This window comes from Niallia alba, from assembly GCF_012933555.1.
GTDB classification, from domain to species: Bacteria; Bacillota; Bacilli; order Bacillales; family Cytobacillaceae; genus Niallia; species Niallia alba.
The window spans coordinates 1,343,425-1,369,159 of sequence record NZ_JABBPK010000001.1; the positions used below are offsets into that span (position 1 = coordinate 1,343,425).

At 34.8% G+C, this 25,735-nt stretch carries 25 protein-coding genes; 16 read left to right on the forward strand and 9 right to left on the reverse strand.

Annotation, left to right across the window (positions count from 1 at the left end; all coding sequences use genetic code 11):
* Window positions 1-2 precede the first annotated feature (2 nt).
* The 4 genes from yhaM to HHU08_RS06665 all read left to right on the forward strand — a co-directional run bounded on the left by yhaM (window position 3) and on the right by HHU08_RS06665 (window position 2,307).
* On the forward strand, window positions 3-1,004 hold the full coding sequence (gene yhaM / locus HHU08_RS06650; RefSeq protein ID WP_016201943.1) for a 3'-5' exoribonuclease YhaM: 1,002 nt from the start codon (window positions 3-5) through the stop codon (window positions 1,002-1,004).
* Between the two features lie 264 nt (window positions 1,005-1,268).
* Complete coding sequence (locus HHU08_RS06655) at window positions 1,269-1,463, forward strand: sporulation YhaL family protein (RefSeq protein ID WP_016201944.1); 195 nt, start codon at window positions 1,269-1,271, stop codon at window positions 1,461-1,463.
* 577 nt (window positions 1,464-2,040) lie between these two features.
* On the forward strand, window positions 2,041-2,124 hold the full coding sequence (locus tag HHU08_RS06660) for a YjcZ family sporulation protein (RefSeq protein ID WP_035416275.1): 84 nt from the start codon (window positions 2,041-2,043) through the stop codon (window positions 2,122-2,124).
* Between the two features lie 93 nt (window positions 2,125-2,217).
* Window positions 2,218-2,307: a YjcZ family sporulation protein gene (locus HHU08_RS06665; RefSeq protein WP_035416274.1), complete on the forward strand. Its 90-nt coding sequence runs from the start codon at window positions 2,218-2,220 to the stop codon at window positions 2,305-2,307.
* 134 nt (window positions 2,308-2,441) lie between these two features.
* Here HHU08_RS06665 and HHU08_RS06670 read toward each other — a convergent pair whose 3' ends face one another.
* The 6 genes from HHU08_RS06670 to HHU08_RS06695 form a co-directional block, all read right to left on the reverse strand.
* The gene (locus HHU08_RS06670) at window positions 2,442-2,621 is read right to left on the reverse strand and encodes a hypothetical protein (protein ID WP_035416273.1); all 180 of its coding nucleotides are present in this window, start codon (window positions 2,619-2,621) and stop codon (window positions 2,442-2,444) included.
* A 226-nt stretch (window positions 2,622-2,847) separates the two neighbouring features.
* Complete coding sequence (locus tag HHU08_RS06675) at window positions 2,848-3,402, reverse strand: DUF3267 domain-containing protein (RefSeq protein WP_016201946.1); 555 nt, start codon at window positions 3,400-3,402, stop codon at window positions 2,848-2,850.
* A gap of 366 nt (window positions 3,403-3,768) precedes the next feature.
* Window positions 3,769-4,338 (reverse strand): HTH-type transcriptional regulator Hpr, encoded by a 570-nt coding sequence (locus HHU08_RS06680; RefSeq protein WP_016201947.1) that lies wholly within the window; start codon window positions 4,336-4,338, stop codon window positions 3,769-3,771.
* A gap of 643 nt (window positions 4,339-4,981) precedes the next feature.
* Complete coding sequence (locus HHU08_RS06685) at window positions 4,982-5,332, reverse strand: YtxH domain-containing protein (protein ID WP_101730359.1); 351 nt, start codon at window positions 5,330-5,332, stop codon at window positions 4,982-4,984.
* Window positions 5,333-5,423: 91 nt separating this feature from the next.
* Entirely contained in the window at window positions 5,424-6,506 is a 1,083-nt protein-coding gene (serC, locus tag HHU08_RS06690; protein ID WP_169188076.1) for a 3-phosphoserine/phosphohydroxythreonine transaminase, read from the reverse strand.
* Window positions 6,507-6,821: 315 nt separating this feature from the next.
* Window positions 6,822-7,244: an HIT family protein gene (locus HHU08_RS06695; RefSeq protein ID WP_169188077.1), complete on the reverse strand. Its 423-nt coding sequence runs from the start codon at window positions 7,242-7,244 to the stop codon at window positions 6,822-6,824.
* A gap of 698 nt (window positions 7,245-7,942) precedes the next feature.
* Between HHU08_RS06695 and HHU08_RS06700 the strand changes: the two genes are divergently transcribed.
* The 3 genes from HHU08_RS06700 to HHU08_RS06710 all read left to right on the forward strand — a co-directional run bounded on the left by HHU08_RS06700 (window position 7,943) and on the right by HHU08_RS06710 (window position 10,752).
* Complete coding sequence (locus HHU08_RS06700) at window positions 7,943-8,683, forward strand: ABC transporter ATP-binding protein (protein ID WP_169188078.1); 741 nt, start codon at window positions 7,943-7,945, stop codon at window positions 8,681-8,683.
* Entirely contained in the window at window positions 8,676-9,896 is a 1,221-nt protein-coding gene (locus HHU08_RS06705) for an ABC transporter permease (RefSeq protein WP_169188079.1), read from the forward strand. Before HHU08_RS06700 ends, HHU08_RS06705 begins: the two co-directional genes overlap by 8 nt.
* 130 nt (window positions 9,897-10,026) lie before the next feature.
* Window positions 10,027-10,752 (forward strand): EcsC family protein, encoded by a 726-nt coding sequence (locus tag HHU08_RS06710; protein WP_169188080.1) that lies wholly within the window; start codon window positions 10,027-10,029, stop codon window positions 10,750-10,752.
* Window positions 10,753-10,801: 49 nt separating this feature from the next.
* Here the strand turns inward: HHU08_RS06710 and HHU08_RS06715 are convergent, their stop codons facing one another.
* Window positions 10,802-12,010 carry a M20 family metallopeptidase gene (locus tag HHU08_RS06715; RefSeq protein ID WP_169188081.1) on the reverse strand — a complete coding sequence of 403 codons (1,209 nt, stop codon included), beginning with the start codon at window positions 12,008-12,010 and terminating at the stop codon, window positions 10,802-10,804.
* A gap of 170 nt (window positions 12,011-12,180) precedes the next feature.
* Between HHU08_RS06715 and HHU08_RS06720 the strand changes: the two genes are divergently transcribed.
* Window positions 12,181-12,840 (forward strand): phosphatase PAP2 family protein, encoded by a 660-nt coding sequence (locus HHU08_RS06720; RefSeq protein WP_016201955.1) that lies wholly within the window; start codon window positions 12,181-12,183, stop codon window positions 12,838-12,840.
* Window positions 12,841-13,118: 278 nt separating this feature from the next.
* Here HHU08_RS06720 and HHU08_RS06725 read toward each other — a convergent pair whose 3' ends face one another.
* Entirely contained in the window at window positions 13,119-14,522 is a 1,404-nt protein-coding gene (locus HHU08_RS06725; RefSeq protein ID WP_169188082.1) for a hypothetical protein, read from the reverse strand.
* Window positions 14,523-14,902: 380 nt separating this feature from the next.
* Between HHU08_RS06725 and liaF the strand changes: the two genes are divergently transcribed.
* From liaF to HHU08_RS06740, 3 genes are read left to right on the forward strand one after another with little or no spacing between them, the layout of a single operon-like run.
* Window positions 14,903-15,637, forward strand: a complete 735-nt coding sequence (gene liaF, locus HHU08_RS06730) for a cell wall-active antibiotics response protein LiaF (protein ID WP_016202005.1) — start codon at window positions 14,903-14,905, stop codon at window positions 15,635-15,637.
* A gap of 9 nt (window positions 15,638-15,646) precedes the next feature.
* The gene (locus tag HHU08_RS06735) at window positions 15,647-16,675 is read left to right on the forward strand and encodes a sensor histidine kinase (RefSeq protein ID WP_016202006.1); all 1,029 of its coding nucleotides are present in this window, start codon (window positions 15,647-15,649) and stop codon (window positions 16,673-16,675) included.
* Window positions 16,672-17,307: a response regulator gene (locus HHU08_RS06740; RefSeq protein WP_169188083.1), complete on the forward strand. Its 636-nt coding sequence runs from the start codon at window positions 16,672-16,674 to the stop codon at window positions 17,305-17,307. Before HHU08_RS06735 ends, HHU08_RS06740 begins: the two co-directional genes overlap by 4 nt.
* A 183-nt stretch (window positions 17,308-17,490) precedes the next feature.
* Here HHU08_RS06740 and HHU08_RS06745 read toward each other — a convergent pair whose 3' ends face one another.
* Entirely contained in the window at window positions 17,491-18,015 is a 525-nt protein-coding gene (locus tag HHU08_RS06745; protein WP_016202008.1) for a hypothetical protein, read from the reverse strand.
* 765 nt (window positions 18,016-18,780) lie between these two features.
* On the opposite strand from HHU08_RS06745, the gene hemE reads away from it, so the two are divergent.
* From hemE to HHU08_RS06770, 5 genes are all read left to right on the forward strand, one after another.
* On the forward strand, window positions 18,781-19,839 hold the full coding sequence (hemE, locus tag HHU08_RS06750; protein WP_169188084.1) for a uroporphyrinogen decarboxylase: 1,059 nt from the start codon (window positions 18,781-18,783) through the stop codon (window positions 19,837-19,839).
* A gap of 68 nt (window positions 19,840-19,907) precedes the next feature.
* Window positions 19,908-20,852, forward strand: coding sequence for a ferrochelatase (gene hemH, locus HHU08_RS06755; protein WP_016202010.1), 945 nt, complete (start codon window positions 19,908-19,910; stop codon window positions 20,850-20,852).
* Window positions 20,853-21,187: 335 nt separating this feature from the next.
* Window positions 21,188-21,775 (forward strand): TetR/AcrR family transcriptional regulator, encoded by a 588-nt coding sequence (locus HHU08_RS06760; RefSeq protein WP_016202011.1) that lies wholly within the window; start codon window positions 21,188-21,190, stop codon window positions 21,773-21,775.
* A 235-nt stretch (window positions 21,776-22,010) separates the two neighbouring features.
* Window positions 22,011-24,230 (forward strand): YhgE/Pip domain-containing protein, encoded by a 2,220-nt coding sequence (locus HHU08_RS06765; protein WP_016202012.1) that lies wholly within the window; start codon window positions 22,011-22,013, stop codon window positions 24,228-24,230.
* Window positions 24,231-24,470: 240 nt separating this feature from the next.
* Window positions 24,471-25,460: a lipoate--protein ligase gene (locus tag HHU08_RS06770; RefSeq protein ID WP_169188085.1), complete on the forward strand. Its 990-nt coding sequence runs from the start codon at window positions 24,471-24,473 to the stop codon at window positions 25,458-25,460.
* The last annotated feature ends 275 nt before the right edge of the window (window positions 25,461-25,735 follow it).

Consider the following 25,735-nt stretch of genomic DNA (forward strand, 5'->3'; position numbering starts at 1 on the left):
AGATGGAAGAGGTTCATGCTATACTAAATAAAGAGAAAGATAAAGGAGAGAGTGAGTTGGATAAAAAAGGAGTACTTCAGTATGAAGTTGGGGAACAATTTGAGTCCTATTTATTAATAAAGAGTGCGACAAAAGCAATTGCAAGTAACGGGAAACCGTTTATGACGCTTATTTTCCAAGATAAAACTGGTGAAATTGAAGCAAAGCTTTGGGATGCTACAGAAATGGATGAACAGAGCTATCGGCCTGAAACAATTGTAAGAGTTAATGGTGATATTCAAAGTTATCGTGGAAAGTCTCAATTAAGAATTCGCCAAATTAAGGTTGCAACAGGGGAAGAGGGCGTTCGCCTAGCTGATTTCTTAGAAACAGCTCCACTTACAACCGATGAAATGTTAAGTAAAATCACTCATTATATATTTGAAATGCAGAATCCTAATATTCAAAGAATAACAAGACATTTAGTAAAGAAGCATCAGGAAGCATTTTTACAATTTCCAGCAGCGACAAAAAATCATCATGAATTTGTTTCTGGCTTGGCATATCATGTTGTCAGTATGCTAGATTTGGCTAAGGCAATTGCTTCGCTTTATCCAAGCTTGGATAAAGATTTGCTATATGGGGGGATTATTCTCCATGACCTTGGGAAAGTAATCGAATTATCTGGCCCAATTTCCACTTCATATACTTTGGAAGGAAATTTACTTGGACATATTTCCATTATGATTAATGAAATTGGTAAAGCTGCGGATGAGTTAGGAATAAGAGGAGAAGAAGTAGTGATTCTTCAACATTTAGTTTTATCTCATCATGGAAAGCCTGAATGGGGAAGTCCTAAAGCTCCATTAATTAAAGAAGCGGAAATTTTGCACTATATCGATAACCTCGATGCGAAAATGAATATGTTGGATCGTGTATTAGAAAGAGCGAAACCAGGTGAATTCACGGAAAGAGTTTTCCCATTAGAAAACCGTTCCTTCTATAAGCCGACATTTCATAAATAAAAGATTAAGGAGGAGTTCCGATGGGATCTCTTCCTTTTTTGTTTGACTATTTACTATAGAATGTTGTTTTTTAATAGAAAAAGTCAATCGTTCAGGCGAGGAATAATGGCAATAAACTATACGAAAATAGCCTTTTATATAATGGTTGTTAAGGATTATTTGGAAAGTTATTTCTTGTGAAAATCTGCGCTCCAGGGAATAATCTAGTTTTTCTAGCATAGGATGAAGTAAAAGGTAGTTATTACTAGAAAGGGGTAATTTTCAATGCTAGGAATCCCACTTTGGATTATTTTTGTATTAGGAGGAATTGCAATAAGTGCGTTTATGGCAGTTAAAACAGGAAAAGAGGATAGAGCTACAGAAAATGAAATAATTGAACAAGAAGGAGAAGTTTATATGAAGAGGCTAGAGGAGGAGAAAAAACGCAGAAATGGAGAAGAGAGGGCGTATGAGAATTAACAGCCTTAGTCTTCCTTCTTATTAGGAACTTCTTTTATTTCTATTTACTCCAAAGGATCTAATGCTATAAATTCATTTCTAAGCAGTGTACCTCTGCTAAGGAAACGAATTTTATGGGTTGGGTCCTTTGTTTTTTATGTCTGTTTTTACAACATATTTATGGTATATCCTTTTGTCCTTTTTTTCCTGATAAAAAATGGGTATATGTCCTGTTCCGAATTTAGGTCAAATACATATGATAAATTGAGCTTGAATAAGAGTTCAAAAGAATTCGCGTTAAGCAAATTCAAAAGGTTGTTACGGTTACGTAGTAAAAAAGGCAAATAGAGTTGGCGTACTATATGGAATTATATAATTAACAGTAAATTCTTTTATTCGGATCTCAGCAAGCTCAATCGTTATCAAGTGATCAATAGGTTTTAGTTTAGATAGAAGTGGACGGAGTTGTGTAAAACTGAAAGCATATTGATCATCGATTGGAAGAAATTAACGCAGTCATATGAATAAAAGAAAGAAGAAAACCGAAACACCATAAATTTATTTAACAAATGGTAGCAACCTTAAAGGAGGTGTTACTATGGGTAACGTTTACGGCGGAGGTTTTGCTTTAATCGTTGTACTGTTTATCTTATTAGTTATCGTTGGCGCTGCATGGCTGTAAGCTATAAAAGCGTATAATGGCAATCTTACTAGGATGAGTGCCCATTTATGCGCCAAATGAACAACTGGAACGATAGAGAGAGGAGGAATCTTCATGTCTGGTGGAGGAGTTTACGGTGGAGGCTTTGCTTTATTAGTAGTACTATTCATCTTATTAGTGATCATCGGAGCAGCTTGGCTATAAGTTGATCTGAAGAAATATAAAAAGAAGCAAGTGTAACAGTCGGTATTATCGACTATTACACTGCTTCTTTTCTACATATCTCTGTTTGCCAGTATGATTAAAGGAACAGAGATGGTTAAAAAAATAATTTGATGTTAAAAAAGAATATCTACATAGGAAGAAATCAAAAGAATCGTGATAAGAACATTTATTGTTCGAAAAACTTTTGGTTGTTTTTCTTCAGGAATTTCTTTTTGTAAACATAGGGCATTTGTTAGTCTATTAATATTATATAAAATAAAAATAGCTAAAATAATGAAAATGGAGATCATCATTGATTCCCTCCTTATAAGCGGAATTTATTGTATGTTATTTACATTATCAAATAACAGGATAAAAAGATAGTATTATCAACTATTTTAGACGGTAACTTAGTATTTTTGTTCTGGAAAGAGCTCGGATGATTCTCTTGCCTCCTTGCAATCTATCTTAAGGAGGCTGTTAAACAAGCATTCAAGTTTTATATCATTGTATGTTTCGTCAGACAATAATAGAATCTCTTTACGATAATTCACTAACATTATTTATCAATATCTCAAATCCATCTTCGTTTTCTTCGACATAACAAGAACGAGGAGAACGCCATAGGTTTTTCATTCGAATAAAATCTGGGACACACATCCCTGTATGATAAGCGAAAAGCATTAAAAAATAATGAACATAACTTGTAAAAAGAAAGCAAGATAATAATAATAGTCCACTAATAATGACAAATGGAATAATTAAGGCAAACTGAAAGTGTATTTTACCGATTGGTTCTTTTACCTGAATGTGAAGAACAGGCAAAAATTGCAAATGTCTATTCCATGTCTTTTTAATTTTATCCCCTAGATGAATCATCGGCAATAAATGTAATAATTTGTGTAAAGGATACATAAGTAAAATCATTGCCATAAATAATAAAAAGTAATCGTCAGAAAGTTTATTATGTGCAAAATAGGTTGTAATTGGTACATATAGAAAAAGGAAACAACCAATCATTGTCATAGAAGACAGAATAAATAGGCGCTGAGCTCCATATTGTTTATGGAAGTTGACAGTCTTCCAACAGTTCATGTTAATACCCTCCATAGGGAGAAATTTTTAGTTACTTGTGATATTACTTTCTTGCTTGAATAACTAATAATTGGAAGAATATCTTTTCTTTGCCTTATCTTGCGTTTTAATCAAGCAAACTCACCTTGCTACTTTACGATGAAAAGAGTAAAAAATCAATAGTCTCTTTATACAAATTTAAGACATTTTTTTATTTTAGATTGGAAAGAAATGAAGGATCATTCTCTCTATGTATTTTTTACATTTGTAACAGTTGTTTAAATTTTCCGAAAAAAAGACAAGAAAGCAAGCTGCCCTCTTATCTTTTTTTACCACCGGTCTAGAATGTCCCAAACCTGGAGTCCTTTTCCCCAATTTTTTATTTCTCTATTTAGTAAATACAGGATCTTTTTTCTTTAGATGCCCTTCGTCCTCTTCCAAAATATCGTCAAGATTAGTAAAGGATTTTTCAAAAATTTCTATGAAGTTATCTCCGTAAATATGCTTAACGATTGTCATCATTTCTAAAAGCTCTGGAAACTTGCCATATAAATTTTTGATTGGTAAGGAGGCAGATAATGCTGAGCTGTTACTTGGATTATAATCTTCCATAATTTGAACAAATACTTCTTTGCCTTTATCTGTAAGACAAACGTACGTATTTCTTTTGTCATTTTCTTTTTTCGAGAATTGTAGTAGTCCTCTTTCTTCTAATTTCTTCGAAAAATTAAATGCTGTTGAGACATGCATTACCCCAAAATTTGCTACATCTGAAATAGAGGCACCATTTAACTGGTAAGCAATCCAAAGTATGTGGTGCTCATTAATGTTCAAATCATACGGCTTAATCCAATTTTGCCAATCCTTTTCGATTGCCTTCCATAATGCTTTGCTAAGTTGTCCAATTCTTTGAGTGAAGAGTAAAGCGTCCTTCATTGAGATCTGACTTTCATTCATCCACAAATCACCTACTTTTCTGTTATCTATAAACATTATGCCAATAAAACAAAAATTAATAAAGATAAAAATTAACAAAATTTTTAGAAATAAGAAATTTTGTTTAAAGTAAGCGCTTTAATGTATAAATATGTATCAACCCGAATGGAAATCCCTTAAAATGTCTATAGATTTTAAGGGATCGGAAGAGAGGAAAAAAGAAGAATAAGCATTTTGTGTGTTCCAAAAAAGACGTAATAGTAAAATCTAGAAAAATCATAAAAAAAAGAAGTGAATAAAAAATTAATTTTCACAAAAAGAGCAGCTAGGTAGAGTTAAGCAGAAATGGCATAAAAGAGAAATGAAAAATTATATGCGAATAGAAATTTAACATAATCGTGTAATGAAATATAACATGGAGAGAGAGGGTGAGGAGAAATAAAAAAATGGAGGATATTCATGTTAGAAATCCTCCGTTTTTTATCTGCTATTCGATTGTTAAAGCATCATTCTTATCCCACTTTTAACGGACAGTAGACTCCCATCTCAAGCTTATGAGAATACGAGGAAGATAGGAGGGAGATCAACTGCCCGTAAAGGTCCGATTGGTTCAACTAACCATCAGTGGGGGATGAAGGAACCCCCCACTGATGGAAGTTTCACTTTATTTTAAATCATTTTCTAACTCATTGATCGTAGATTGTAATTCATCAAGTTCCTTCTGAAGCAATTCTTGATGTGGCTTTACTTCTTCTTTCCACGTTTCTAATGATAGCTTAAGATCTTCAATAAAAGTGCTAAATACGGTTTTACCCTCTACTGTGGCTGTTTTTACAGAATCTTTTATTTCATTTAAATCCAATTTTAGTTCTTGGATATGTTGAAGAAATGCTTTTCCATTTTCATTGCAGGCTTTTCTTACTTCTTTTCCTGAGTAAGGAGTAGTTAGTAAGGTAGTGATTCCCGCTGCAATTCCTCCGATTAAAAATCCTGATAAGAATGATTTTGCGCTCATTTACTTACACCTCGCTCTTTTTTCCATCATTATAACGTATTCAAGCGATCATTACTATTTTTTAGGTTCTCCTCTTATACTTTGTCATAAGTTATTGATTTTTGCGTTGGAATTCCTTCATGAATTTAGTAAGCTCCATTACATGTTCAAGAGGAACAGCATTATAAATGGAAGCACGGCAACCACCGACAGATCGATGTCCATTAAGACCAACAAATCCTGCTTCCTTTGCCTCTTGTAAGAAAGCCTTTGTGAGGTTTTCTGACTGTAAAGTAAAGGTAACGTTCATTTTAGAACGGCTTGTTTCTTCTGCATGACCACGATAAAAACCATTACTTTGATCGATTACATCATATAAGTGTTTTGCTTTTTCATTATTGATGGCAGCAATTCCTTCCACTCCACCTTGTTTTTTTACCCATTTTAAGACAAGGGATAAAAGATAAATTGCTAAAGTTGGTGGTGTATTGAATAAAGAATTATTTTTAGCATGTGTATGAAAACTTAACATGGTCGGTAAAGCAGCATCTTCTTTTATCAAATCTTTTCGAATAATGACGACAGTCACTCCAGATGGTCCAAGATTTTTTTGAGCACCTGCATAAATCAAGCCGAACTTCGAAACATCTATTGGAGTACTTAAAATATCGCTGGACATATCAGCAATTAAAGGAACAGATACATTGGTAGGATAGCTGCTCCATTGGGTGCCATAAATCGTATTATTACTTGTAATATGAAGATAAGCAGCATCTTTTGGTACTTCAATCTGTTCTGAATTAGGAATATATGAATAATTTTCATTTTTGCTTGAAATGGAAATAGCTGTATTACCAAGTTTAGAAGCTTCCTTTAATGCTTTTTCTGACCATATGCCAGTGAGTGCGTAATAGGCAGTTTGATTTTTAGGAAGCAAATTCATTGGGATCATCGTAAATTGAAGACTTGCGCCTCCTTGTAAAAAAAGAATTTCATAATTATCTGGTATAGAAAGTAAAGATGTAAGGAGCTCTTTTGCTTCATTATGTACAGCCTCATAGTCAGCGCTACGATGACTTAATTCCATTAAGGACATGCCTGTATCATTAAAGTTCAACCAATGCTCCTTTGCTTCTTGTAGAACCCATTCTGGTAAAGCTGCAGGACCTGCGTTAAAGTTATATGCTCTTTTCAACGTGCTTTCCTCCTAAATTAACTTGTTCAAATTGTAATGCGGTAAAGACAAAATGAATACCCTTATACTAACAAATTCAGCTGATTTGTACAGATTAAAAAAACACCTTTTTTGAAAAAATTAGAATTTTTCAAAAGGGTGTTTAGTAATTTTGTACTATTAAAAAAGTATTTCCCCCAAGCTAAAAAATTTTGATTGTTGATAGGTAAGGGGGAAGGAATTAGTGGAATAGAATTGAAACTATTATTAAATAGCTTTTTGGAAAAAGTGAATTTTTTTAGAAAATTCTTTTGTCTCGGTATGTTTGGTAGGTACTTATCTCACTTTTTCTTCAATTTTCTTCGCAATCTCTGTCAATTCTTCATTTGAATATCCATCAAAGTTTGTTTTCCATACTGCGCCAAAACCATCACCTTTTCCATAACGTGGGATAAGATGCATATGATAATGGAAAACAGATTGTCCTGCTTTTTCGCCATTATTATTAAGGAGATTTAAACCAACTGGTTCATATGTTTCTTTAATTGCAGATGCAATGCTTGGCACGACTTCAAATAGATTGCTTGCAATTTCAGGTGTTAATTCATAAATATCTTTCACATGTTGTTTAGGTACAACCAATGTATGTCCTTTTGTAACTTGGCTAATATCTAAGAACGCCATAACATGTTCATTTTCAAAAACCTTTTTAGACGGAATTTCTCCAGCCATTATTTTGCAAAAAATACAATCACTCATAAAAATACCTTCCTTCATTATGTATTACCAATATTTTAACACAGGAGCTATTTTAGTGAACACCAAAAGGAAAGAGGGTGCCTAGTAAAGGCTGTTCTTACATGAATTGTCCAAGTAAGAAGTTTAAGCAAACTCCGTACATTTCTGGCAATACATGTTAAGAAAACCTTGTTAGGACACCCTCTTATTGAAGGAGAGAACTTCTTCATGTTTTAGGGTTCTTCTCTTTGATAAACACCTCATTTAAAAATGAATTGTTATTATGAGAAAAATCGATCATTGTTCAAACGAACCATCCCCTTAAAATGTCTTTATATGTTCAAAAACTTATAAAGAATGGATGACTGTCTGCGACAAACACCTCATTTCAAAGTGGAAATGATTTATAGGGCTGCTTTTGATAGAAAGCAACTTGGTGTTACTGATCTCATGTTTATATCTCGCTTATGCAAGGCAAACATCCCCTTTTAAAAACGAATGGAAGTTTATTTTAAAAGATCTTTATAGAATCTTTTGCAAACACCTCATTTAATATTGGAGTTATACTGCAATATTCCTTTGGTGCTCCCCTTCAATAATTAGAATGTCCCCGAACTGAAATTAATATACAAAAGAATAAAAAATTTTTCTGTGCAATCATTTTTAATTAAAGAAGAATGTTGTTAAACTATAGATAATACATATTGGAGGTACAATAGATGGCATTATTAGAAATAAAAAATGTTACTGGAGGCTATACGAAGAATCCTGTTCTAAAAGATATTTCTTTTTCCATCAATAAGAATGAGATGGTTGGTTTGATTGGTTTAAATGGAGCTGGGAAAAGTACAACAATCCGGCATATAATCGGGTTAATGGAGCCACATAAAGGAGAAATCCTTATTAATGGAAAGACGTTTGAGGGAGATAAAGAGGCGTATCGAAAAGAATTTACCTTTGTACCAGAAACACCTATATTATATGATGAATTAACATTGGAAGAACATTTGAAGATAACGGCAATGGCATATGGTTTGTCTGAATCAGAATATCAAAAACGAATGGACGTACTATTAAAAGAGTTCCGTATGGAGAAAAGATTAAAATGGTTTCCTGCTCATTTTTCCAAAGGAATGAAGCAAAAGGTTATGATAATGTGTGCTTTTCTAGTAGAGCCATCGCTTTATATAGTTGATGAGCCATTTGTTGGTTTAGATCCTCTTGGAATTCAATCATTATTAGACCAACTAAAGAAAATGAAGGAAAAAGGTGCAGGTATTTTAATGTCCACTCATATTCTTGCTACAGCGGAAAGATATTGTGACCGGATTATTATCATTCATGAAGGGAAAATAAAGTGCCAGGGAACGATGGATGAGTTAAGGGCAGCATTTAATATGCCAGGTGCAACATTAGATGATTTATATATCCTTCTAACAAAGGAAGAAGAACATGTTTGAATTTAATGAAAAGCAACTGTGGAGAGCGCGAGCTGGACAAACAGCTAAAGAATATGGCCAATATTTAAAGTATATTTTTAATGGACATCTTGTCATTGTTTTAGTTTTTTTACTAGGAACTGCTGCCTACTATTATCAAGCATGGTTAAAAACGATTCCTAATGATTTTCCTGTTGCTCTTATCATGAGCTTTATCCTTACTCTTTTTGTGACGAATAGCCCAACCTACACCTTTTTGAAGGATGCTGATCGAATCTTTTTAATTGCAGTGGAAACAAAAATGAAAAAGTATTTTCTGCAATCGATGATGGTTAGCTTTGTCATTCAAGGGTATGTACTGGTTATAATTCTTGCTGCTTTAATGCCATTATATGCGCAAGTACATGGCGGAGATTTTAGTCAATTTTGGTATTTGCTTATTGTGTTACTAATTAGTAAAGGAGCTAATTTGCTGATTCGTTGGCATATTCAATACTATGTAAATGTTCGCTATCATTATATAGACACGGTTGTGCGCTTCTTGATTAACTTAGCTATCCTGTATTTATTATTTGCCGATTCTTCTCCGCTTTTTATACTTGCTTTGCTCCTTATCATGGCATTCTTGCTTATATATTTTCAGAAGGCAACTAGCAACAAAGGAGTAAAATGGGAATATTTAATTGAGCAGGATGAAAAAAGACTAGCATCTTTTTATCGTTTCGCTAATATGTTTACAGAAGTACCAAAGCTAAGAAACCGTATTAAACGAAGACGTTTTCTTGATGTATTGTTTAACCGTGTTCCTTATGCGAAAGAAAAAGTATTCACCCATTTATACTGGAGGACCTACGTTCGTGCAGGTGATTATTTCGGATTAACGATTCGGCTTACAGCAATAAGTGGAATTTTCATCTTTTTCTTGTCTTTTGGACCTGGACAAGTATTCATAAGTGTATTGTTTGTTTTTTTAACAGGATTGCAGTTACTGCCCCTTTGGAATGCATATGATAATAAACTGTGGATTACTATTTATCCGGTGGAATCTTCTTATAGAGAAAAATCATTTAAGCAAATTATGGCATCTATTTTAGGCTCCCAAGGGATTATTTTATCTCTTATTATTGCCTCAAAAGGGGACTGGATGTATGCATTGATTTCTTTCATTGTAAATGTTGTTTTTATTATCTTCTTTGTGCTGTTTTACATAAATAAAAAAGTGAAAAACGGATAATTGTGTCAGGAGCTTTAACCTTTGTGTGTTTATAGAAGGTACTGAGGCTCCTTTTTTGTGATTAGAAACAAAGAAAAAAGGGAACCATTCTTTCTATTGTACGTAAGAACAAGCATAAGGAGGAAGGGAAATGAATGAATATGAACAAAGAGCTTTAGAAGAAGTAGAGGAGTGGAAACGTAAAATTCAAAAGCGTTCGTCCATTTTAAATAGAGTGTCTAAGAAAGCGCAAACCAAAATAAATTCTTATATACCAGACAAAGTTCACCAAACAATCACGGAAGCAATCAAGCAGATGATTCAAGCTACCTTAGCTGGCAGTAATATTATAAAGAAAAAGAATCCGCCTTTCTTCCATTCTTTACAAGGAAAAGATGAAGAGTTAACTAAAAAAATTAGTCAATACAAAAAAGTTGCTGTTGTGGAAGGAGCGGGAACAGGTGCTGGCGGGCTATTGCTTGGTTTGGCGGATTTTCCGCTGTTACTTTCCATTAAAATGAAGTTTTTAATGGAGGCAGCAACTACGTACGGATACGATACGGATCAATTAGAGGAAAGAATCTACTTACTGTATATTTTTCAGCTAGCTTTTTCGAGTGAAGAAAAAAGAAGAGAAACATTAGAGGTAATCGAAAATTGGGAAGAAGAAAGGCATAAAATTGCTTCTCTTAATTGGCAGGAGTTACAGCAAGAATATCGCGATTTTATTGATTTTGTAAAAATGCTTCAATTAGTACCAGGTATCGGGGCAGCTGTAGGTGCATACGCCAATTATAATTTAATGGATCAATTAGGAGAAGCAGTTAGAAACGTTTATCGCTGGCGCTATTTTCAAGAACAGAATCAAACAAAATAAACGGAATGGGTTCATTAAGATGAATCCATTCCGTTTTCCATTCGGAAATTTACGAATTTATTGTTGTATTAGTTTTTTCTTTCGAATAGGAAAGGTCGTATTGGACAGCGGCAGAGCACAAAGTTTTTGCAGCAATAAGCATGGCCTTTTCGTTAATATCGAATCTTGGATGATGATGAGGATAAGTTGGCTCGTTCGTATCAGGCATTGCACCTGTGAAGAAAAAAGTTCCTTTAACATGCTGAAGATAATAGGAAAAATCCTCCCCGGTTAATTCTGGTTCGCTTTCTTGTACAAGCAATCCTGGAATAGTTTGTGCACAGCGAGCTAAAAAGGAAGTCTCTTCTGGATGATTTACAACAGCAGGATAGCCATCATCATAAATAAATTCATACGTACTGTTTGCAGTATAGCAGGTTCCCTTGATTACTCTTTCTAGTTCTTCTTTTATTAATGCTTGCGATCCTAAATCAAATGTGCGAACTGTTCCGCCAAGTGTTGCTGTATCGGCAATTACATTAAAAGCATTACCGGATTCAAGATAACCTACTGTTACAACAGCATGATGAATAGGATTAACTTTTCTGCTGACAATTTGTTGGAGATTTATGACTAGCTGAGAAGCGGTCACAAGAGAATCTTTTGTTTTATGGGGCTGTGCTCCGTGTCCGCCTTGGCCTTGAATTTTAACTTTGAATTCATCTGCAGCAGCCATCATTGGACCAGCTTTGTAGGCGACAGTACCTGTCGGGAGTGTCGCCCATAAATGCGTTCCAAAAATTACATCCACGTTTTCGAGGCAGCCTGCTGCAATCATTGCTTTTGCTCCGCCAGGGTTTGATTCCTCTGCATGCTGGTGGATAAATACAAAATTTCCTGATAGCTCTTCTTTATATTCATTTATTACTTTAGCAAGTATTAATAATGTTGCTGTATGTCCATCATGACCACAGGCGTGCATCACACCTGGAATCTTTGATTTATAGGGTACTTCTTTTTCATCTTGTATCGGAAGGGCATCAAAATCAGCACGTATTGCTACTGTTTTTCCAGGCTTTCCTCCATCTATTTTTGCGACAACTCCATTCCCACCAACATTTCCAGTAACATGAATTCCTAATTTTTCATAGAAAGAGATGATATATTGAGCGGTTTTATGCTCTTTAAATGATAATTCTGGATATTGATGAAGGTATCTCCGTATTTCGATCATCTCGTCGTAATAAGTTTCTAATCGTTCCCACATAGTTTGTAGCATCTCTTTCACCTCGTTTTACTATTTAGAATATTTTCATTATAGCATGGAAAAAGTAAGAAGATAGGAGAAAAGAGAGCAAAGTAAATACCGTTCATGTGAATTTTTCCTATCCTAATAAGGTTGATGTTGCTAAAATAAGGATAATATGGAATATCATTTAGGAGGAAATTATGGATATTAGAAATTCAAAAATGGCTTGGGGATTACTAGTTCTATCATTCCTGTTCTTTATAATTCTAATTGTCGCTGTCAATGGACAGGAGAATTTATCGTTTGAAACAGGGCTAACTGAGTTTATAGATACACTTTTTCCAGCTAGTTTCAATCCTTTTTGGAAAGGAATATCTTACTTAGGAGATAAAATGGGAATTGGGATTATTGCTTTGTTATTTATCCCATTTCTTTGGTGGAAAAAGAAAGATTATACGGGGATTGCAGCATTTGTCTTATGTGTGGGACTTGGAAATGAACTGAATAAATGGGTCAAAGATTTGGTGGCAAGACCCAGACCAGTAACTGCTGATGCCATGGAGACAGACAGTTTTAGCTTTCCTAGTGGGCATGCGATGGTAGGTTTACTTCTTTATTTATTTATTGCTCATATTCTTGCGAATGAGATAAAAAGAAATGTAGGAAAGCTAATTTTAGCAGCTGCTTCATTTTTGTTAATTATTTTAATCGGAATAAGTAGAATTGTTTTAGGTGCTCATTACCCAACAGATGTTATTGGTGGTTATTTATTAGGAGGTATCTGGTTGTTTTTATGGGTTAGCTTGTATGAAACTTTTAAAGATCGACTTAATAAACAGGAGAAAAAGGTTGGGACATAACTAAATAGATACTTTGTAAAAACGAACAATCTCTAATTTAGCTAGTAAATAGTGGCTGTTTTTGCACGTTTTTTACAAGAGGAAATATAATTAGTTGGGAAAACACAGCAGCCGGAATCGCACCAAACTTCATGGAAACATCCTTTAAAAAACCAAACAAAAAACCAAACAATTATACGGAACTTTCATTAGTATCGTCGTATAATTGCTCGGATCTATCCTTGGCTGGAATACTTATGACCCAGCCTTTTTGTTGGTTTCTAAGTGTTAGTAACTAGTTAGATAAGGAACATGGCAAAAATAGTAGTTACCACTAATCCAATACAGACGGGAAGAAGATTTCTTCTTGCTAATTCGAATGGATCGACGTTACAGATTGCAGCGGCGGGTATTAGTGCCCAAGGAACTAAAGTTCCGCCTCCAACCCATATAGCAGCAATTTGCCCTAAAGCAGTTAATGTACTTATCCCACTGCCAATCGCATGTGCAAACAAACCTGCAATCGATCCTGCTAACGAAATTCCTGAAAAGCCAGAGCCGTCTAAGCCTGTAATAACTCCCACAGCTGTTAATGTAATGGCGCCGATTTCTTTTGTTAATGGAACAGTTGAAGCCAAGGCTACGCCGAGATCATTGACGATTCCATGGGATTCTTTTGGAAGAAAGTCACCGATGATCGTACTAAAACCTGAGTCACCTAAATAAAAGAAGGCGGCGATTGGAATAACAGGACCAAAAACTTTAAAGCCAAATTGGAATCCTTCGATCAAATAACTTGTTGTTTTCTCCAACCCTTTATTTTTATAACTTACTAATGTTATTAAAAGTAGAATGAAAATCGATGTTCCGCCAACTAGTGCCGTAGCATCTCCCCCCTGTAAATCTAAAAGAGACATGGCAACGACATCAAGGATAAAGAGAATCGGAATAAGGATAGCAAACAATTTCCTTTGTGTGCTGCTAAGTAGTAATCTATTTACTTGCGGAAGAATATCCGATTTATTAGCAGAGGTGGCTCCAGTTGAAAACGTAAGAGTTCCTCTTTTCATATCGCGTTTAATAAAATAGAACGCAGTAATAGTTGTCACAAGCCCCATAACAATGACAAGTGGAATGCTTGCATGCATGACATCTTGGACTGGTATACCAGCTGCATCTGCTGTAAGCTTTGGAGCAGCTTGAATGATAAAATCTCCTGATAATGCTATGCCGTGACCAAATAAATTCATTGCCATGGCAACTGCTATTCCTGGCAGACCGACACGTAAAGCTACTGGCAACAGTACAGCCCCGATTAATGCCACAGCTGGTGATGGCCAGAAGAAGAAAGAAATCAACATCATTACTATCCCTATCGTCCAATAAGCGAGACCAGGTGAACGAATGAGTTTGGAAAAGGGAGAAATCATCACATCATTAATACCAGTTTTCGTCAGAATTTTACTCATTGCCACAATAATAGAGATGACAACGATAGTAGGTAACAATTCTGTAATCGCAAAGATGAAGCTATTAAAAATGCTGCTAATCGAGGTACTTAGGGAACCTGTCGCTGTTATCGCCAAAAGAAAGATTCCGACGATACAAATAAAGGTAGTATCTCTTCTCATTACCATAAAGCCGATGATAAAGACAATGAATAATACATATATCCAATGAAGTGCTGTTAATTCGATATCCAAATAAATACAGCTCCTTTCCCGATTTAAAGTCGATGATGCTATAGGCATCTATCACAATTCGGTTAATACAGATTATGTCGCTGTATGTAAAAGGTGATTGGTTCTCCTGTGAAAAATGGGGAGTTTACCTTATTCCTTTTGAAGCAGATGAAACGTTCATGTTAAAAGAATCAAGAAAGAATAAAGGAGGTGTAATAGACTCCTTCTCAAGATGGAGAAAAAAACATCGAAAGAAGGAGCAAAAAAATTCATAATGGTAGTACAATAGGTTTATATTTTAAAAATGTAATACTTTTTAGAATTATACGAATACAAAGGATGTTTTGTTTGTTGAAACCCAATATTCTAGATATAGATGTCTAAAGAAAGAAGGGGAGTTTTTGAGAAAATCTATCTCCAAAATAATGTTTTCTATTAGTTTACTGATTGTGGGAGTAATTTTATTACTTGTTAATATCGGTGTCATTTCCTTGGAAATAAAAAAATTATTTGTCATAATATATCCGTTTTTGTTGCTTATTTACGGGCTGCTTTCTCTCTATCAAATAGCGATTAAGCGAAAAAGTAATTTGTTTTTCACCTTGTTTCTTCTTACCTTCTCCAGTCTCTTAATATTGGATCGTTTTCAAATATTAGAATTCAAATTTATGGATTTTTGGAGGTTGTGGCCATTAATTATTATTTTAATGGCATTAGGATTAATAAAACCTAAATTTACCTTTGAAATAAATAGTATGGGAAAACGGTATACTACGAAATCTTTTCGAATCGGAGATGTTAAATATAACACAGACAATTGGGCTGTTGAGCCGATGGAGATTTCGCATGGGATAGGAGATGTCTATCTCGATTTTAGCAAAGCTTTTATTCCTGAAGGGGAAACAGAACTATTTATCCATGCAAGAATTGGTGATGTGAAAATTATTGTTCCAGATGATCTAGCGATTTATGTGCATGCAGAAGCAAAGATTGGAGAAGTACGAATTCTCCAGTCGATTAAGGACGGGATAGGAAATAGCATGGAGTTTAAATCTGCTGATTATGAAGAGGCCATAAAAAAGATTAAGTTAAATATTTTACTTAATATAGGCGATATTACAGTGCAAAAAGTATAAGGGGGAAACATGAAACAGACAAATAGCCGCTACGGGTATTACCGAAATGTAGTGTTAACAAGTTTAATTAGTTCATTGTTGTTATTTATAAGTATGTACACATTTCCATATTATGTAATGTCGACGATAGGAAGTTTTGTTTTAGCTGTAATCTGGTTTTTCCTCACAACAATGATCGGTTTTTATTTTGCTTTTAAATGGAACAGCACGCTAAAGAAACAGTTAGATGAAGTATTTTGGTTTACATCCTCTTTAAGGAGAGGGAAAGTACCGCAAAAAATGCAGCTTGCAACAAATGAGTATGTGTATGATTTAAAAGAAGAACTTAATCAACTTGCTGATTATCAACAAGAGCAAGTGCATTCTCTGCAGAGATTAGCAAATGAAAAAACAACACTAGGTCAAACAGCGCACAATGCTGCAGTAATAGAAGAAAGACAACGACTGGCAAGGGATTTGCATGATGTAGTTAGTCAACAATTATTTGCTTTAAATATGATGTCTTCTGCTGCTTATAAAATTTTTGATAGTGATCCCATATTAGCGAAACAACAGTTAAAGGAAATTGTTTCGATTGCTGGAAAAGCTCAAGGAGAAATGCGAGCGTTATTACTTCATTTAAGACCTATTGAATTAAGCAATGATACACTGTGCGATGGCATTATTAAACTTATTCAAGAGCTGAAAGGAAAAACAACGCTTCATTTTTCTGCAAGTATTGATGAAATAGAAGGCTTATCTACAGCTGGACAAGAACATTTATTTCGAATTGTTCAAGAAGCTTTGTCAAATGTGCTTCGTCATTCTCATGCAGATAAAGTAAGAATCATTTTGGAAGAACGTGGAGAATATGCTTCTCTACATATAAGTGATAACGGCAAAGGCTTTGATCCAACTATAGAGAGGATTGCATCATATGGATTAAAAACAATGAGAGAACGATGTGAGGAAATTGGTGGTGTGATGGAAATTCGTTCGAAAATTGGTGAAGGCACATATATCGATATTAGAGTTCCGATAAAGGGGTGGGAGAAATGATTAAAGTGGTAGTAGTAGATGATCATGAAATGGTGCGAAAAGGAATCATTTCTTATTTAATGACAGAGTCTAATATGCAAATCGTGGGAGAAGCAAATAATGGCAAGGTAGCAGTTCAGCTTGTGTTAAAGGAAAAACCAGATATTGTGCTAATGGATTTATTAATGGAAAATGGCAATGGAATGGAAGCAACAAAGGCTATTTTAATGGATTATCCTAGCTGCAAAGTTATCATTATCACTAGCTTTTATGATGAGGCACAAGTAATTCCGGCAATAGAGGCAGGTGCTTTTAGCTATCTATTAAAAACGGCAAGCGCTTCTGAAGTTGTTCATGCCATTAATAAAGCATATAGTGGGGAAGCAGTGATTGAACCGAAAGTTGCTAACGTAATGGTGAAAAAATTGCGAGCAACAGAACGAAAACCTCATGATGAGTTAACGGAAAGAGAATTTGAAGTACTAATGTGTATTGGTGAGGGGATGACAAATCAAGCAATTAGTGAAGAACTTTACATAGGGATAAAAACAGTGAAGACTCATGTTAGCAATATCTTATCAAAATTAGGAGTAGCCGACCGAACACAAGCAGCTGTGTATGCGAATAGAAATGGCATTATTAAAACAAGGTAGTCATTTGTTCATAGGCTACAAGGATTTTTTTATTCCACACTTAACGGACAGTAAGACTTTGGCAGTAAGCTTAAGAGCATTTGAGGAAGAGAGGCGGGAGATCAACTGTCCGTAAAGGTCCGAATGATTCAACTAACCACCAGTGGGGGATGAAGAAGAACCGCCACTGATGGAAATTTCATTTTATGACTCCACTTCTTCAGGAATAGTTAATTGGACAAAGTAGGGTTTTCCATTAAAGATAGAGTGTTGGGAAGAATTCCAGCTCTTTTCACTGTTTTTGCCAATTGGCGCATTAGCATTTTCTGGCTGTTGCTTCCACTTAATATAACTAGCTTTTTCTTCCCATAGGCAAAAGAGAATATAAGTGTCTCCCTTTCTAGGGCGAAGAAATCGAATAGCCGTCATTGTTCTGTTCGGGTGAGAAGTAAAGTAATGGAGCATATTATGTTCGAAAATAGGTTTATTCTCTTCATTTACTGGAATGTGATTCATTGTAATAAAACCTTTGTTTTCTAACACTCCATCGCTGAATAAAATATCATAGCTTCTTGGTTCTTGAAATAAAGAAGGGGTTTGGCTTTCATGAAGCAGTATCGCCCGATCGCTAGTTTCATCTTGCATTAACAATAATGTTTCTTTAGAAAATTCACTCTCGTATTTTTTCCTTAAATAATCATAGGTTCCGCTTGTAAGATAGATATTCAATAATCTCCCTCCAATATAACAAAGATTTTAAGCATACAATAGAAGGGGAAGGTTACGATGAAATCCCCTTAAACTTCTACATAACTAATTATATAACCTATTTTGTATATCCTTATAATAAAAATTGTTTTATTTCACAAATTAATATTATAAGCATACCTCTTTCATTGTAACTTATTTTTACCTACAACCTATTCAAATAGGTTTTCACAAAGTAAATTTTTTTCGCGTGCTTTCAGTATAATTGTTAGAGTAAAGGTCTTCGGTTTTTTCGGGTAAAAATGTCTAAATTGTGACAAAGTGATAAGTTATCTATGCAAAGGTAGTGAAAAAGATATATTATTAAAATATATGTATATGGAAAATGAATATTTTTACATTAAGTAAAGAGAGAGTGGGGTGTCTAGATGTGGACATTCCTTTTTAGCCCACTCTTAACGGACAGTAAGACTCAACCGTAAGCTTATGAGAATACGAGGAAGCTAGGTGGGAGATCAACTGTCCGTAAAGGTCCGATTGGTTCAACTAACCATCAGTGGGGGAGGAAGGAAAACCCCCACTGATGGAAGTTTCACTTTATTGGTAATGGTATGGCTATAAGAAGAGGGATAGGTAGTTTCTTTTATAAAAAATCCTCCCCACAAAACTTTTTACTTGCATATTATTTATAAATATTATAACTTAATAATGATTATAAATAAGTGGAATGTATAAATTACTATAGATAAATGGAATACATACCTTTGAAAGGTGGACTTATAGAGGATGAGCAAACAAGTGAAAGATACATTTATTAAAGCGGCAAAAGGACAGCAGACGGATTATGTTCCAGTTTGGTATATGCGGCAAGCTGGCCGTTCCCAGCCTGAGTACCGAGCAATTAAAGAGAAATATTCTTTATTTGAAATAACACATCAGCCAGAATTATGTGCTTATGTGACAAAATTACCTGTTGATCAGTATGATGTAGATGCTGCGGTATTATATAAAGATATTATGACACCACTGCCGGCAATTGGTGTGGATGTGGAAATAAAATCAGGAATTGGACCAGTGATAGAGAATCCTATTCAGTCAATGGATGATGTTTCAAGACTTGGTATGTTACATCCTGAACAAGATATTAAATATGTCCTTGACACAATTAAGCTCCTTACAACTGAGCAATTAAATGTACCTTTAATTGGTTTTTCTGGTGCTCCTTTTACCCTTGCTAGTTACATGATTGAAGGTGGACCATCCAAAAACTATCATAAAACAAAAGCATTTATGTATGCGAAACCAGAAGCTTGGTATGCTCTAATGGAAAAACTTGGTGATATGGTTGTTACTTACGTGAAGGCACAGATTAGTGCAGGAGCAAGTGCGATTCAAATTTTTGATTCATGGGTGGGAGCATTAAATGTGGAGGACTACCGCTTATTTATAAAGCCTGTAATGAAAAGAATTTTTTCAGAGTTAGCGAATGAAAATGTACCTTTCATTATGCATGGAGTAGGGGCAAGTCATTTGGCTCTTGAATGGAATGATCTTCCTCTTGATGTTGTTGGGCTAGATTGGAGATTACCTATATCTAAAGCAAGAAAAATGGGGATAACCAAAGCTGTTCAAGGAAATCTAGATCCTGCTGTGCTTCTTGCACCATGGAGTGTTATTGAAGAAAGAGCGAAAACAATCATTGAGCAGGGAATAGAACAACCAGGCTTTATCTTTAATTTAGGACATGGTGTATTTCCGGATGTAGATCCTGCTGTGTTGAAAAGATTGACTGGTTTTATTCATGAGTATTCTGGTGATTTATTAAGTAAGCTTGTTGGTAAATAAAAATCACTTTTACGGATATCTACAGTTAGAAGGATATAAAATATATAGAAAGAAAAGAGGTAATGAAAATGACTCGCAAAAAAATGGGCCTTCTAGTCATGGCGTATGGAACTCCATATAAGGAAGAAGATATTGAAAGATATTATACAGATATTAGACATGGAAGAAAGCCGACAGATGAAATGCTTGAAGATTTAAAAAGTCGCTATGAAGCAATCGGAGGCATTTCCCCTTTGGCAAAAATCACGCTGGAACAGGCAAAGGGATTAGAAGCGCATCTTAATGAGATTCAAGCTGATATTGAATTTAAAATGTATTTAGGTTTAAAACACATTGAACCATTTGTAGAAGATGCAGTAAAGATGATGCATGACGATGGAATTCAAGAGGCATTTAGTATTGTTTTAGCTCCTCACTATTCTACTTTCAGTATTAAAGCTTATAATACTCGTGCGAAAGCAGAAGCAGACAAACTAGGTGGCTTAACGATTCATAGTATGGAAAGCTGGTATAAGGAGCCTAAGTTTATTAACTATTGGGTCAACCAATTAAAAGAGACGTACGCAAAAATGTCTCAGGATGAAAGAGAAAATGCAGCTTTAATTGTATCTGCACATAGCTTACCAGAAAAAATTCTTCAATATGGAGATCCTTATCCGGAACAATTAAAGGAAACAGCAGAGTTAATAGCAAAGGGAGCAGGAATTTCTACTTATTATCTTGGCTGGCAAAGTGCAGGTAATACACCAGATCCTTGGCTTGGTCCAGATGTTCAGGATTTAACAAGAGATTTACATGCTAAGTATGGATATAAAGCATTTGTGTATGTTCCAGTAGGCTTTGTAGCTGAACATTTAGAAGTTTTATATGACAATGATTACGAATGCCTCGTCGTTACGAAAGAAGTTGGGGCAAGTTATTATCGACCAAAAATGCCGAATGCACAGCCAGAATTTATTGATGCATTAGCAACAGCTGTTTTAAAAGAAATTGCTGCGCCTATTAAAGGGTAAATGACAAAATTATTTTTTTCTTGTTATTATTATATTGTAAACGGAACCAAGTGATTTTTACGAAAATCACTTGGTTTCTTTTGTTGCAACAGATTTAACACTGTGATATATTCATTTTTGTACTAACTGACCGAAATGTTATTTTAGTCAGTTTCGGTGGAAAATAAGGCTGATTTCATAAAAAGCATGTTCCTTTTGACATTATTGAAAAGCGCGATGGAACGAACCTAGACTAAAGATTAGTCATAATAAAGTTAATTAATGGAGAACGTCAAAGCAGACTGGTGTATGTTTTCTTCAACATGAAAAGATAACTTAAGAAAGAGGTGGGAGATTTGGCTGTTGATCGTAGGAAGCTTATTTTAGAGGCGGCAACAAAATCATTTTCTATGTTTGGCTATAAAGCAACTACTATGGATCATGTCGCTAAAATTGCAAACGTAGGAAAAGGAACGATTTATACCTTTTTTAAGAATAAGGAAGAACTGTTTTTTGAAATTATTAATGATTTGATTGTGGAAATGAAGGAGAAAGCAGATGAATCATTTGATTCTTCCTCTACATTTATGGAAAATGCGCATCGAGCACTGATGAATATGATTGAATACCGAAAAGAGCACCAACTTACGGTTAAGCTTTTCCAAGAGCAACGCGAAATGGGTACTTTGGAAGTGAAAGAAGTAATTAGTCATTTAGAAAATGCCATATTAAATTACATGAAAATACGTGTCCAAGAAGCTGTTGATAAAGGAGAAATTAAAACACAGAATACGGAGTTAACTTCCTTTATTATTTTTAAAGTATATTTAGCGTTAATTTTTGAGTGGGAGAAACAGCACCCACCCCTAACTGCAGAGGAAATAGCTTCTAACTTTGAATTACATCTTTTTCATGGTTTAGCAAGTACGTCCAAAAGCTACTAAAGGAAAAAGATAGATAAATTCGATGCTTGTCCTTTATTGTTATCGGAAATTGTAAAGGATAAAATGATTTATCCCACTCTTAACGGACAGTAAGACTCCCCCCTCAATCTTCTGAGAATACGAGGAAGATGGGGGGGAGATCAAAGGTCCGATTGGTTCAACTAACCATCAGTGGGGAGGAAGGAAAAGCCTCACTGATGGAAGTTTCACTTTATTAAAAATGGAGGGAAATTACATGAAACAAAGTTTATTAAAGGCAGAGCTGTCCTCTATTTTTAAAAATAAAATGATGCTGATCTCTGTCATTGCTATTGTATTTATTCCAGTTTTATATGCTGGTATCTATTTATGGGCCTTCTGGGATCCGTATGGAAACTTAGATAAATTACCTGTTGCCGTTGTTAATGAAGATACCGGGACAGAGATGAATGGTAAATCGTTAGATATCGGAAAAGATTTAGTGGAAAATTTAAAGGATAGTGAAGATTTTAATTTTATTTTTGTAGATAAAGAAACGGCATATAAAGATTTAGAAAAACAAAAGTATTATATGCTGATTGAAATTCCCAAGGAATTTTCGGAAAATGCGACAACATTATTGGAAGATAATCCGCAAAAATTAGATTTGAAGTATGTTTCAAATCCAGGATATAACTTTATTTCTTCTCAAATAGGGAATTCTGCGATAGAAAAAATAAAACAAGGTGTTAGTAAAGAAGTGACTGAAACCTATGCGGAGTCTATATTTGAAAACATTACAGAAATGTCAGATGGCTTAAAAACGGCAAGTACTGGTGCAAAGGATTTAGAAGAAGGCACAGACAAAATTAAATCAGGCACGGAAGAAGTGTATAAAAATCTAGAAACGCTTGCTGAAAAGTCTATACAATTTTCTGATGGTGTAAATAGTGCAAATGATGGAGTGAAAGAGCTTGCTACTGGTGCAGGTGATTTAAATCAAGGATTATCCCAATTACAATCAGCACAGGGAGAATTAAATAGTGCTGCACAGAAATTGCAAGGGGGAGATCAAGCGATCCTTGATGGCGTTTCTCAAACGAAAGATGGAATTAATACAGTTAAAACAAATCTACCTTCCTTAATAGAGGGAGCAGATCAACTGCAATCAGGTTCAAATAAGTTAACGCAAAATTTGACTGAGTGGAGTGATAAATCTGAACAGTTAGCAGTTGGTGCAAATCAGTTGAATGAAGGGGCTAAAACCTTACAGGAAACAATTAATGCAATGATGCCAATGTTGCAAGGATTACCAGAAGAAAACAAACAACAGCTAGTAGCAGCACTTCAAGGCTTAGTGGACGGTAGTTCGTCGATTGCAACAAATACGAAAGCTTTGAGTCAAGCTGCAGACCAACTGGCAGCAGGTGGCGAGGGCTTATCTAATGGGTTAACGGACTTAAATGAAGGACAAAAACAGCTGCAATCAGGTGTTAATCAGCTAAGTGATGGTAGCAGCCAATTAGAAAATGGGGTAAAACAGCAGGTAGCTGGTCAAGAACAATTTGTTGCTGGGATGAATAAGTATGCTGCAGAGTTCTCAAAAGCTGTCGACGGTTCTTCTAAGTTAGCTACTGGTGCTAATACTCTGGTATCCGGAATGAATACACTTGCATCAGGATCGACTGCCTTATCAGATGGAACTAATTTACTAAAAAGTGGTTCAAAGGAATTGGTGAACGGAACTTCTTCCTTAGTTGATGGCAGTAAAGAGCTTGCCTCCAAATTATCAGATGGAGCAGAGGAAGCAAGTTCCATTCATTCAGATGAAAAAACATATGACATGATAGCTGAGCCAATCTTAGTTGATCAAGAAAAGGTATCAGACGTTCCAAACTATGGTACTGGTTTGGCACCATATTTCATTTCTCTTGGCTTATTTGTTGGTGCATTAATGCTCTCTATTGTGTTCTCTTTTGCAGAACCAGAAGAGCAGCCGAAGAGCGGTATTCGTTGGTTCTTAAGTAAAACAATCATTTTAATCGGTGTGGGTGTCTTACAGGCTCTTGTTGCTTCCTTTGTATTATTAGTCATTTTAGGTATGGAAGTGCAAAGTGTACCATTGTTCATCCTATTTACCGTGCTAACTAGTTTAGTATTTTTCTCGATTATCCAATTTTTTGTTACTTTATTTGGAAATCCTGGACGGTTTATTATCGTCATCATCATGATTTTCCAATTAACAACAAGTGCGGGTACTTTCCCGTTAGAGTTAATACCAAATGTGCTACAGCATATCCACAATCTATTGCCAATGTCTTATTCTGTAGCTGGATTAAAAGCTGTTATCTCTACAGGTGATTTAGAATTTATGTGGCATAATGCAGAGATTCTTGGTATTTATCCACTAATATTCTTTGCTGGTACAGCTGCTTACTTTATCTTTAAGTACAAACGTTATTATACAAATACGAAAGTAGAAGCAACTGTCGAATAAACGGAAAGCTGCTAACTTTGTATCTTCACAGGAACATCTATTGAACTTATTATCAATAGATAATGGTGGAGTTACTTAGTTGCAGCTTTTTTTAATGCTGTTACAAAAAAAACTTTGCCAATTCTATGAAAAAAGTACAAATGAAGTGATTATTTGCCGTTTTTTCGTTATAGTATAAAAGGGCAATTAAATTCGGGAAATTTGGATATAATTCTACAAAATTATAAGGGGTGTCTTTTTATGCTATTTATAGATAATAAAGGGATTACAGATCCGCGCATTAATCTAGCAATAGAAGAATATGCTTTGAAAAATTTAGACATAAATGAAACTTTTCTTTTATTTTATATAAATGAACCTTCTATCATTATTGGGAAAAACCAAAATACAATAGAAGAAATTAATACTGAATATGTTGAATCAAAAGGTATACATGTTGTTAGAAGATTGTCTGGCGGCGGTGCTGTTTATCATGATCTAGGTAATTTAAATTATAGCTTTATCACAAAGGATGACGGAGATAGCTTCCATAATTTTAGAAAATTCACGGAACCCGTTGTCCAAGCTCTTAAAAGTATGGGAGTAAATGCTGAATTAAGCGGACGTAACGATCTGCTTGCAGAAGGTAGAAAAATTTCAGGGAATGCCCAATTTTCTACAAGAGGCAGAATGTTTACACATGGTACCTTGTTATTTGATTCTGAAATGGATCATATTGTATCAGCCTTAAAAGTGAAAAAAGACAAGATCGAATCAAAAGGGATTAAATCAGTACGAAGCAGAGTTGCAAATATCACTGAGTTTCTTCCAGAAAAAATAGCAGTCGAAGAATTTCGCCGCTTGCTATTAATTTATCTTTTTGATGGGGAAGAGAATATTCAAGAATATGTATTAACAGCTGAAGATTGGGAGAAAATCCATCAACTATCAAAAGAAAGATACCAAAATTGGGATTGGAATTACGGAAAATCCCCTAAATTTAACTTACAGCATTCTCATCGTTTCCCAGTTGGCCAAATTGATGTAAGATTTGATGTAGTTAAAGGAATTGTGAAAAACTGCAAAATTTATGGTGACTTCTTTGGGGTTGGCGATGTAGAAGATATCGAAAAGCGATTGATTGGTGTCCGCTATGACCGCTCTGAATTAGAAAAGGCATTAGAAGACATTTCTATTAAGCATTATTTTGGAAATGTAACAAAAGAAGATTTTCTGCAATTAATTTATTGATCATATAGAAGAATAATTTTTAGGCATCTTAAATGATAGTAGGTATCTTATTATTTTGGATGCTTTTTTGTAGTTAAAAGTAAAAGCGGGTCCGTTCCATTGCGCTCACACTTTTAAAGTAAAGTGTAGCAGGGAATATGTTTTTTTAAATTAATGCGACTGTTGTCAGACTAATGATCTATGATAACGAGGAGTTTGCTTCCCTAAGGAAATAGTATCGGCTGAGACGCCTGGACAGAAGTAAAATAAATAGCAAAAATATCTCCTTTTAGTTC

Excerpts from the sequence above, each read along its gene's own strand:
- yhaM (WP_016201943.1), top strand. The coding sequence starts at position 3 with ATGGAAGAGGTTCATGCTATACTAAATAAAGAGAAAGATAAAGGAGAG.
- HHU08_RS06655 (WP_016201944.1), top strand. The coding sequence starts at position 1,269 with ATGCTAGGAATCCCACTTTGGATTATTTTTGTATTAGGAGGAATTGCA.
- HHU08_RS06660 (WP_035416275.1), top strand. The coding sequence starts at position 2,041 with ATGGGTAACGTTTACGGCGGAGGTTTTGCTTTAATCGTTGTACTGTTT.
- HHU08_RS06665 (WP_035416274.1), top strand. The coding sequence starts at position 2,218 with ATGTCTGGTGGAGGAGTTTACGGTGGAGGCTTTGCTTTATTAGTAGTA.
- HHU08_RS06670 (WP_035416273.1), bottom strand. The coding sequence starts at position 2,621 with ATGATGATCTCCATTTTCATTATTTTAGCTATTTTTATTTTATATAAT.
- HHU08_RS06675 (WP_016201946.1), bottom strand. The coding sequence starts at position 3,402 with ATGAACTGTTGGAAGACTGTCAACTTCCATAAACAATATGGAGCTCAG.
- HHU08_RS06680 (WP_016201947.1), bottom strand. The coding sequence starts at position 4,338 with ATGAATGAAAGTCAGATCTCAATGAAGGACGCTTTACTCTTCACTCAA.
- HHU08_RS06685 (WP_101730359.1), bottom strand. The coding sequence starts at position 5,332 with ATGAGCGCAAAATCATTCTTATCAGGATTTTTAATCGGAGGAATTGCA.
- HHU08_RS06695 (WP_169188077.1), bottom strand. The coding sequence starts at position 7,244 with ATGAGTGATTGTATTTTTTGCAAAATAATGGCTGGAGAAATTCCGTCT.
- HHU08_RS06700 (WP_169188078.1), top strand. The coding sequence starts at position 7,943 with ATGGCATTATTAGAAATAAAAAATGTTACTGGAGGCTATACGAAGAAT.
- HHU08_RS06705 (WP_169188079.1), top strand. The coding sequence starts at position 8,676 with ATGTTTGAATTTAATGAAAAGCAACTGTGGAGAGCGCGAGCTGGACAA.
- HHU08_RS06710 (WP_169188080.1), top strand. The coding sequence starts at position 10,027 with ATGAATGAATATGAACAAAGAGCTTTAGAAGAAGTAGAGGAGTGGAAA.
- HHU08_RS06715 (WP_169188081.1), bottom strand. The coding sequence starts at position 12,010 with ATGCTACAAACTATGTGGGAACGATTAGAAACTTATTACGACGAGATG.
- HHU08_RS06720 (WP_016201955.1), top strand. The coding sequence starts at position 12,181 with ATGGATATTAGAAATTCAAAAATGGCTTGGGGATTACTAGTTCTATCA.
- HHU08_RS06735 (WP_016202006.1), top strand. The coding sequence starts at position 15,647 with ATGAAACAGACAAATAGCCGCTACGGGTATTACCGAAATGTAGTGTTA.
- HHU08_RS06740 (WP_169188083.1), top strand. The coding sequence starts at position 16,672 with ATGATTAAAGTGGTAGTAGTAGATGATCATGAAATGGTGCGAAAAGGA.
- hemE (WP_169188084.1), top strand. The coding sequence starts at position 18,781 with ATGAGCAAACAAGTGAAAGATACATTTATTAAAGCGGCAAAAGGACAG.
- hemH (WP_016202010.1), top strand. The coding sequence starts at position 19,908 with ATGACTCGCAAAAAAATGGGCCTTCTAGTCATGGCGTATGGAACTCCA.
- HHU08_RS06765 (WP_016202012.1), top strand. The coding sequence starts at position 22,011 with ATGAAACAAAGTTTATTAAAGGCAGAGCTGTCCTCTATTTTTAAAAAT.
- HHU08_RS06770 (WP_169188085.1), top strand. The coding sequence starts at position 24,471 with ATGCTATTTATAGATAATAAAGGGATTACAGATCCGCGCATTAATCTA.